Annotated in this window: 11 protein-coding genes; 6 read left to right on the forward strand and 5 right to left on the reverse strand. The window is 38.7% G+C overall.

The window, feature by feature from the left end:
* Nucleotides 1-148: 148 nt before the first annotated feature.
* Nucleotides 149-646, forward strand: coding sequence for a DinB family protein (locus tag ABDW32_RS20260; protein WP_343565656.1), 498 nt, complete (start codon nt 149-151; stop codon nt 644-646).
* Nucleotides 647-657: 11 nt separating this feature from the next.
* Complete coding sequence (locus ABDW32_RS20265) at nt 658-1,242, forward strand: DNA alkylation repair protein (protein WP_343565657.1); 585 nt, start codon at nt 658-660, stop codon at nt 1,240-1,242.
* A 221-nt stretch (nt 1,243-1,463) separates the two neighbouring features.
* On the opposite strand, the gene ABDW32_RS20270 is transcribed toward ABDW32_RS20265, so the two are convergent.
* Entirely contained in the window at nt 1,464-2,957 is a 1,494-nt protein-coding gene (locus ABDW32_RS20270; RefSeq protein WP_343565658.1) for a succinate CoA transferase, read from the reverse strand.
* Nucleotides 2,958-3,393: 436 nt separating this feature from the next.
* Between ABDW32_RS20270 and ABDW32_RS20275 the strand changes: the two genes are divergently transcribed.
* Together ABDW32_RS20275 and ABDW32_RS20280 are read left to right on the forward strand one after the other, a co-directional pair.
* Nucleotides 3,394-4,227, forward strand: a complete 834-nt coding sequence (locus ABDW32_RS20275; protein WP_343565659.1) for an AraC family transcriptional regulator — start codon at nt 3,394-3,396, stop codon at nt 4,225-4,227.
* A 39-nt stretch (nt 4,228-4,266) separates the two neighbouring features.
* A complete protein-coding gene (locus ABDW32_RS20280; protein ID WP_343565660.1) occupies nt 4,267-5,118 on the forward strand; it encodes a DUF1080 domain-containing protein in 852 nt (283 codons plus the stop codon).
* A 138-nt stretch (nt 5,119-5,256) separates the two neighbouring features.
* On the opposite strand, the gene rpsT is transcribed toward ABDW32_RS20280, so the two are convergent.
* On the reverse strand, nt 5,257-5,511 hold the full coding sequence (gene rpsT, locus ABDW32_RS20285; protein WP_046671646.1) for a 30S ribosomal protein S20: 255 nt from the start codon (nt 5,509-5,511) through the stop codon (nt 5,257-5,259).
* 113 nt (nt 5,512-5,624) lie between these two features.
* Between rpsT and ABDW32_RS20290 the strand changes: the two genes are divergently transcribed.
* Complete coding sequence (locus ABDW32_RS20290) at nt 5,625-6,158, forward strand: RNA methyltransferase (RefSeq protein ID WP_343565661.1); 534 nt, start codon at nt 5,625-5,627, stop codon at nt 6,156-6,158.
* A 90-nt stretch (nt 6,159-6,248) separates the two neighbouring features.
* Nucleotides 6,249-7,121 carry a succinate--CoA ligase subunit alpha gene (gene sucD, locus ABDW32_RS20295; RefSeq protein ID WP_077438675.1) on the forward strand — a complete coding sequence of 291 codons (873 nt, stop codon included), beginning with the start codon at nt 6,249-6,251 and terminating at the stop codon, nt 7,119-7,121.
* Nucleotides 7,122-7,209: 88 nt separating this feature from the next.
* On the opposite strand, the gene ABDW32_RS20300 is transcribed toward sucD, so the two are convergent.
* From ABDW32_RS20300 to ABDW32_RS20310, 3 genes are all read right to left on the reverse strand, one after another.
* Nucleotides 7,210-7,713, reverse strand: a complete 504-nt coding sequence (locus ABDW32_RS20300; protein WP_343565662.1) for a DinB family protein — start codon at nt 7,711-7,713, stop codon at nt 7,210-7,212.
* A gap of 9 nt (nt 7,714-7,722) precedes the next feature.
* The gene (locus ABDW32_RS20305; RefSeq protein ID WP_343565663.1) at nt 7,723-8,610 is read right to left on the reverse strand and encodes a DUF4886 domain-containing protein; all 888 of its coding nucleotides are present in this window, start codon (nt 8,608-8,610) and stop codon (nt 7,723-7,725) included.
* Between the two features lie 47 nt (nt 8,611-8,657).
* Nucleotides 8,658-8,934: hypothetical protein (locus ABDW32_RS20310; protein WP_343565664.1), on the reverse strand; the 277-nt coding region annotated here is incomplete at its 5' end.

Genomic DNA, 8,934 nt, shown 5'->3' on the forward strand with positions numbered 1-8,934 from the left:
TTGAGCAAAGAAAATACGTTATCAATTCATGAACAATAATCAGCATGAACTATTCCATTACTTTACCTAAATATCGTAAATCTGTTGGGAAAAATTTATATTTACGTGAAAAGTTTTAAAAGATTTACAAAATTATAAATCAATAAATATGAGCTTAAAAACATTGATCATCAAAAGCGTACAATACAACAACTGGGTAGTCAATAAGTATTTGGATTGGCTAAGCACCAAATCTGAGGAACAGCTTAATCAAGAAGTCCCATCGAGCTTTCCGACGATCTTAAAAACATTGCACCATATATGGCAGACGCAGGAATATTGGTGGAGTCATATCTCAGAACGTAATGATTTTGATTTTGAAAAAGTGTTCAGTAAAAAAGACGACATCTTCAACGCTATCAGGAAGAGTTCGCAAACTATACTCGACTATGTAGAAGGATTGTCAGAAGAGGATTTGGAAAAAAATGTCAAAGTAGAATCGCCCTGGTTTAAGTGTGATTTTTCAAAATATGAGTATATTCAGCATTTGATTATCCATGGGACCTACCACCGTGGGCAGATCGTCACCATGGGCAGGAATATCGGTATAACAGATGCTCCGATGACGGATTTTAATTTCTGGAATATCTATAAAGACCAAGAATAATAGATCAAATAATGCCAGCGGAAAAAATCACCAGTAAGGTTCGTATCAGGGAGATTCTGGAGCAGGCTAAATTCTGTTGGAAACATCAAGGGCAAAATGCACTCCTCATGGCAATACATGAAGGTTTATTGAAAAAGAAAGTGAGCTTTCCCCTTTTGGAATTCGCGGCAAGGGAAATGGCATTATGGATACCTGAAAATGAACAGTTGGCCTTTACGGATACACTGGTTGCGACTAAAGAAATGGGAAGTTATGTTATTGCAGGTATAATCTTGCAACTACGTCTGCCTTTACACCTTGAACAGTCGATCCAAGGCGCTTGCACCTATATTGTCACCGGAGATCAATGGTATATATGCGATATCATAGGTGAACGTGTCCTTGGACATGCACTCGTGACCTTCCCTGAAAAAACAATACCGTTATTGAAACAATTGGCCAAATATTCAGACAAATGGATTGTCCGTGCCATCGGCGTTGCTACTCATTATGCGGTAAAGAAAGGTCTTTCACCAAAATTTGTAGAAATCGTCTTTAAACTGTTGCTATCATTATCTAATGCGACAGATTTCCATGTCAAAAAAGGAATCGGTTGAGGAGCTAAAACCATCGCAAAATTCCACCCTACAATAATAGTTCGTCACATGGATTCCATTAAATCTTCAGAAACCAGGCAGTGGTTTCGAACAAAAATTACTATTGGTCTGAATCGGAACAAGTTAGCTAAATCAGTGTAAATTGCGGAGAGAAAGCCCCATCAATAGACGAGGGTGGTAATCGAAGGGGCCTTTCCTTTTATAACTAGCAGTTCATTCAACTAATCTTTCTTCATCGTTCCCTTTTCTCTTAAGTTGATATGCCAACTGAAAGCTTCCTCCAATAAATGCGGAGTATGTCCTCCCCGCTCACAGGCACGATTGTAATAATCCAATAGCTGTGCTTTGAAATCAGGATGTACACAATTTTCAATGATAACTTTAGCTCTTTCACGAGGTGCCAAGCCCCGCAAATCAGCTAAACCATAATCTGTCACCAAAATATCCACATCATGCTCCGTATGATCCACATGAGATACCATAGGAACAATATGGGAAATCGTGTCGCCCTTAGATGCTGCTTGTGTGACGAAAATGCTTAAGTAAGCATTCCGTGCAAAATCTCCAGAACCTCCTATACCATTCATAATATTGGTGCCTGAAGTATGTGTGGAGTTCACATTGCCATAAATATCGAATTCTATCGCTGTATTAATCGCGATAATCCCCAAACGCTTGATCAATCCCGGCGTGTTGGATATATTCTGGGGACGCAAAACGATCTTGTCGCGGTATTTGTCCAAATGGTCAAATACACGTGAATAACATTCTTCAGATACAGTAATGGAAGAAGCCGACGCAAAATCCAGTTTACCCGCATCAATTAAATCAAATGTACTATCCTGTAATACCTCCGAAAACATAGTTAAATTATGAAATTTACTATGGATAAAACCTGTGAGTACCGCATTAGCAACTTTCCCAATGCCAGCCTGGAGAGGCATCAAACTCTCAGATAGATGGCCAAGTTCCACTTCGTTTTCAAAAAAAGCCAATATATGCTTTGCTATTGCTGTTGTTTTGACGTCTGGCTCAGCGATATCCGCCGGGCTGTCCAACTCATTGGTAAATACAATACCCACGATTTTACTAGGATCCAATGGGATTGTCTTTCGACCAATTTTATTTTCAGGGGCTACAATAGGGATCACATTACGGCGCGGATAGTCTTCTGCCTGGTAGATATCATGTATCCCTTTAATCGTGGTCGGAATAGCAGTATTAACTTCCAAAATAACCTGTTTAGCTAATGCAGCAAAGGTTGCTGAGTTTCCAACCGAGGTTGTTGGAACGATACTACCATCAGATTCGATGGCAGCAACCTCCAAAACTGCAATATCAACTTGTGGAAGATTTTTATTGTGCAGCAGCTCAGCCGTCTCGCTTAAATGCTGGTCAATAAAAAGTACATCTCCAGCATTGATCTTATTGCGGAGGGTACGATCTACCTGAAAAGGCATCCGTTTGGATAAGGCTCCGGCCTCAGCCAATTTACCGTCTGTACCATGGCCTAAAGAAGCTCCTGTAATCAATGTTATTTTCAAAGGATCCTCTTTGGCTCTGTCAGCGAGAGCAGGTAATACGACTTTGCTATCGCCAGCTTTAGTGAAACCGCTTGATCCAACAACCATACCATCCTGAAATAATTTTGCTGCTTCAGTAGCTGTAATAACCTTATCGTGTAAGCTCTGAATTTTTATCCTTTCGTAAGCCATAATCCCTTTAATTTTATTTTTTTTAAGCTATTCATGTAAACTTAAGAAATTGAAACCTATTTTCATCTGCTATTTCGAAAGATATTTGGCTCCCGTAAACATCTCCAAAACAAACAATTTTAACGCTTTTTTTTAGCGTGAATTTATTATCATTTGACACAAAATTATTCAATAGAGACTAAGTAGAATTAACAAGCTGTATTTCAACACTATAAACAAAAAAAATATTTCTTACTATTTTGTAAAAACAGAATTAAATTTCATATCAAACTAATTTTCACCCACTTACAAATAACAGATTAAAATCCAAGTAAGTAAATACTAACTCGCCAACTATTTAATTGCAATTTTATTGTAAGCATACACTCACTTTAATAGCCATGCGGTCAGGTCTAGCAAAAAAGTCTTACCTTTGCGGCGTAGTTTTATAGAAAAAATGAACGTACAAGATACAAAGAACGATGCGAAATATGTCAACCGCTATTACATGACAGAGGTTGATTCATTTGAAGATAGCATCTATTGCCATCACGCTATCATAGCAGAAAATCATATTACTGAGCATTGTCATGAAAAGGATCAATTTTTATATACAGAAGGTGGAGTTGTTTTTATAAAAACAGATGAAAAATCATATTTTCTGCCTGCCCGGCATTATCTATGGATTCCCGCTGGGATCAAGCATAGTATCCATCCAAGCACTCCTGAAGTAGTGATGCGTAATCTTTATTTTCCAAAAACGAATAATGATACAGCATTCTACAGCAAAATGGGGATCTATCCTGTAAACGATCTATTGATCGAATTGATCATGTTTACCAATCGTTGGAATGGCAATATATTCCCGGTAGAAGAACCGAAGTATAGTTTGGCAACTGCATTTAAACTTATTCTACCTGAGTTATCGTTGCACGAACTTCCTCTGGCTTTACCTTATCCAAGCCATCAGAAATTAAAAGACATCGTTACTTACCTAGAAGAGAATATCGAAGAAAATGTAAGCTTCAAAAAACTTGCAAGCCTCTTTAATATCAGCGAACGCACATTGGCTAGATTGTTTCAGAAGGAGTTGAATATGTCCTTTATTCAATATTATACAATACTTAGAATGTTAACAGCCCTCAAGCTATTATTGGACGAAAAATTAAGTGTCAATGAAGTAGCGTTAAAAGTCGGTTATAATAGTTTACCTACATTTAGTAATACGTTCAATAAAGTCGTTGGTATCCGTCCAAGCGAGTATGTCAAGCAAAAAGAATTGCTTATTTAAAAATGTTTCCCTAAATTAGGTCAATAAACCTAATTCAGGATGAAATTCAAACATATGATTTATTGTGCTGGAATTCTATTACTCAGCACTTCCCTATTTGGCAATTCTCAAGACAAAAAACCCAAGCCCATTCAATTATTCAATGGGAAAGATTTAAAAAACTGGACTCCTAAAATCCGAAACCACAAGGTTGGTGATAACTACAAAAACACATTTCGCGTCGAAGATGGTCTATTAAAAGTCAGATATGATGGTTATGACAACTTCAATTTTCAATATGGCCATCTATTCTATGATAAAGAATTTTCCGCTTATTTATTACGTGTCACCTATCGTTTTGTAGGCGAACAGGCGCCGGGAGGTGAAGGCTGGGCTTGGCGTAATAGCGGGGCTATGCTCCATGGGCAAGATCCTAAAACGATGGGAGTGGATCAAGATTTTCCCATATCTATCGAAGGCCAACTCTTAGGCGGTAACGGCAAAGACGAGCGCACAACGAGTAATCTCTGTACCCCTGGAACAAATGTCGTGATCGATAACAAACTGTTTACACCACACTGTATCAGTTCAACGTCAAAAACATATGCTGGAGACCAGTGGGTAACAGCTGATTTTTTGGTATTGGGAGATTCACTTGTACAACATATTATGGAAGACAAAGTAGTATTGCAATATACGAAACCTCAAATCGGGGGAGGCAATGTAACCGATTTTGATCCTGCAGTAAAAAAAGACGGACAATTATTAAAAAAAGGAACCATTTCCCTTCAAAGTGAAAGCCATCCGATCGATTTCAAAAAAGTGGAGCTGTATGATCTGGAGCCTTATATGAAGGATCCCAATAAATTGAAAAAGGTCATTGCTGAATTGTTGCCCAATTTAAAGCAATAATCTATCAACTATAAATAAAAAAAGCATCAGTACTGATGCTTTTTTTATTACTATTCGCTTGGAAAGAGAAATCCAAAGTATATAACATAAAGAAAAGGGATACAGCGAGCTGTACCCCTCAATATCTATACAGAAAGCTTACGCTAAACCGTTAACGAATTTAGTTAACTTAGATTTGTTATTGGAAGCTTTTTTCTTGTGGATCACATTTTTCTTTGCCAAACGATCAAGCATAGAAATTACGCGTGGTAACAATGTTTTTGCCTCTTCTGCAGAAGTTGTGTGACGTAATTTTTTAATCGCGTTACGAGTAGTTTTTGCTTGGTAACGGTTTCTTAAACGTTTAGTAGCGTTTGCTCTAATTCTTTTGATCGCTGATTTATGATTTGCCATTTTTTTTAGCTAATTTTTATTCAATTTTTTCTTGTAATTCGGACTGCAAAAATAACACCTTATTTTCAATATTCAAAATCTATTTTATTTTTTAGGTTTAGTATATTTGCAACATGCAAAAATTATCGATGGATGAACTTCAACGTACAGATGTTGAATCGTTTAAAAAGCAAGAGAAAACACCTATCGCAATCGTTTTGGACAATGTTCGCAGTATGCACAACGTAGGCTCAGCCTTCCGTACAGCGGACGGATTTGCCATTGAAAAAATATATTTATGTGGTATTACCGGAACACCACCGCACCGAGAAATCGAAAAAACGGCTTTAGGTGCAACGCAATCTGTTTCTTGGGAGTACCATAAAGAAACGATCGATGTCGTAGCGCAGCTAAAGTTGGAAGGTTATACAATCATTGCCGTTGAACAAGCCGATAATAGTATCATGTTACATCAATTTGAACCAAGCTCCGATAAAAAATATGCTTTAATTTTTGGAAATGAGGTTAACGGTGTCGATGAAGAGGTCATGGAAAGGATCGATAATTGTGTCGAAATCCCTCAATATGGTACCAAGCATTCACTTAACGTATCTGTCGCAATTGGCATTATCCTTTGGGATTTTATCCAAAAACGCAATCTGAACTAAAAATTTATCAATAAAGGTCATATTCGTATCCACATTGCTTCCATTTTAGAAAGCAAAATAGTAGATTTGTGTGCAAAATTTAAAGAAGAAATGAGTGTATTAGTTAATAAAGATTCAAAAGTAATCGTTCAAGGTTTCACTGGAAACGAAGGTACTTACCATGCGACTCAAATGATTGAGTACGGAACAAATGTAGTAGGTGGTGTAACTCCTGGTAAAGGTGGTCAACAACACTTAGACCGTCCTGTATTCAACACTGTTCAAGACGCAGTAGACGCTACAGGAGCTAATGTTTCTATTATCTTTGTACCTCCAGCATTTGCTGCAGATGCAATCATGGAAGCTGCCGCTGCGGGTATCGAAGTGATTGTATGTATTACTGAGGGCATCCCTACAAAAGACATGATCCAGGTAAAATCTTACCTGAGCGATAAAAAATCTCGTTTGATCGGTCCAAACTGCCCTGGTATCATCACTGCAGGTGAAGCTAAAATCGGTATTATGCCAGGATTTATCTTCAAAAAAGGTAACGTAGGTGTTGTTTCTAAATCAGGAACTTTAACCTATGAAGCAGTAGATCAGACTGTAAAAGCTGGATTAGGAATCACGACAGCTATCGGAATCGGTGGTGACCCTATCATCGGTACAACAACTAAAGAAGCTGTTGAATTATTAATGAATGACCCAGAAACTGAAGCTATCATCATGATCGGCGAGATCGGTGGTGGAATGGAAGCTGAAGCTGCACGTTGGATCAAAGAACATGGCACTAAACCTGTTGTAGGTTTTATTGCTGGTCAAACAGCGCCTCCGGGACGTCGTATGGGCCATGCTGGTGCAATCGTTGGTGGTGCTGATGATACTGCTGCTGCAAAAATGAAAATCATGCGTGAGTGTGGTATCCGTGTAGTTGAATCTCCAGCTGAAATCGGAAAAGCAATCGCTGAAGAATTGGCTAAATAATTAGACAATCAAGCATATAAAATAAAGGGGATCAAATTGGTCCCCTTTATTTTATATGCTTGATTGCTATACTATATGCAAAATGATATTACATACTTGGCATTGGTTCATCTGCCGAAGGTCCGTATAAACCGGGTACTGGAATGCCGAGTAATCGTAAATATACAGTCAGCTGTCCACGGTGATGGATAATATGGTTGTTAACAATAAAACGTATCGCACCAGCGCGTGGTAAACGTGCTATTTCGTAATCTCCAGATTTTAACACCCAGTCCTTAAACCAATCTTCTTCTACTATATTTTCTATGGCGACCTTATTTGTCTCCAATCCTTCGGCAAGAATCAATTTCAATTCTTCTACCGACGATACTTTCAATGGATGATAATCTACCTTAAAATCGAATGCATCCTTTGGTATCGCTTTAGACACCCAGCCATGCAATTCCACAACATGGGCGGCGAGTTCCCCCAGACTCATCGATTTTTCATGCGGTCGCCAATCCAGTTTTTCATCTGGTATCCGATCCAAAATACGTCTGGTATTTTTTGTTTCGTGATCCAATTCGATCAAATAGCTTTTTTTAATACTCATATAAATATATTATTTCATTAATTGAAAATCCTTCAATACAGTAACTCCATAAGGAGATCTCACTGCTTGATGCGCGGCCTCCCGTGCTATCTGTCCTTCAATATAGCTTACTTTAAGCGGTAAAAAAGCATTATTGACAACGCTTTCTTTAAATAGCGCTTCGTACCAGGTACAGGCCGCAACAAAACGGCCATAATCTAGGTTAAGATGATAGCCATCTCGTGTGAATTGATCGCCTAAATAGCTTGATCGTGCATTCTGAATTGCAGTACCCGAGGGCACCAATACCTGAAAATTCCCCCAATTAAAGACTTCTTGAGAAGTGTTTACAATGGCCGCATACATCGCATTCTGATTACGGTTATAGCGGACAAAACCTTCATGTGTCGAACCATTTTGATAAGCCCAGGTTTGATGCAATATATAGTTCGTCTGCGGATACTTTACATGTTTTGTGACATAGTCATACAAAAGTGGCAGATCCTTCGCATAGGAGTCATAATCTCCTGAAAGCGGACTTGCTTGCTGGAAACTGATATAATCCCAGGCTTCGTCAACTAGAGCCTCTGAAAGTCGCTCGTTTGTCTTCTCGAACATATGTCCTTCCAGATTGATCTTCCGGTAGCGATAAGCTGGTTTATCTTCTTTCGCATTGCTTAGATGCAAGCTTAATGGAGCGCCACCAATATAGAGGTTACCAATTACGATCTTTTTCTTTCCAGCTTTGGCCAATTCATAAAGATTCTGCTCAATCGCGTCTTCTGAAAAACTGTTCCCAATGGCCAATATGCGCAGAACACCGTCATCTAATGACTGTCCCTGCACTTTTAGACTATTGCTGATAAGGAAAAATACGAGTAAAATACCGAGTAAGAATATCTGTTTAGCTTTCATCATATATACATTGCTGTAATAACTAAATTAGACAATATCTCGTAGAATTACTAATTGTAAAATGGGAAAAGCAGGAGAAAAGTAAACCCCGGGCGGGGCGCTGCAGCTGTTACGGTTACAGTTACTCTTGCCGCTACAGCTATTGCTGTTACGGTCTTGCTGTTAAGCCTATTGTTACAGTTACCGATGTCTTTACTGGAGTTGTTGCTGCCGGTTCCGGCAAAACTGTCCAAACGAAAGAAGCCCTTGACTGTTTCCAGCAAGGGCTTCCGTGTAAAAAAAGGCACCGACCTACTCTCCCACCTGTTACGGCAATACCATCGGCTC

The sequence above is a fragment of the Sphingobacterium sp. genome, assembly GCF_039596235.1.
Classification (GTDB): Bacteria; Bacteroidota; Bacteroidia; order Sphingobacteriales; family Sphingobacteriaceae; genus Sphingobacterium.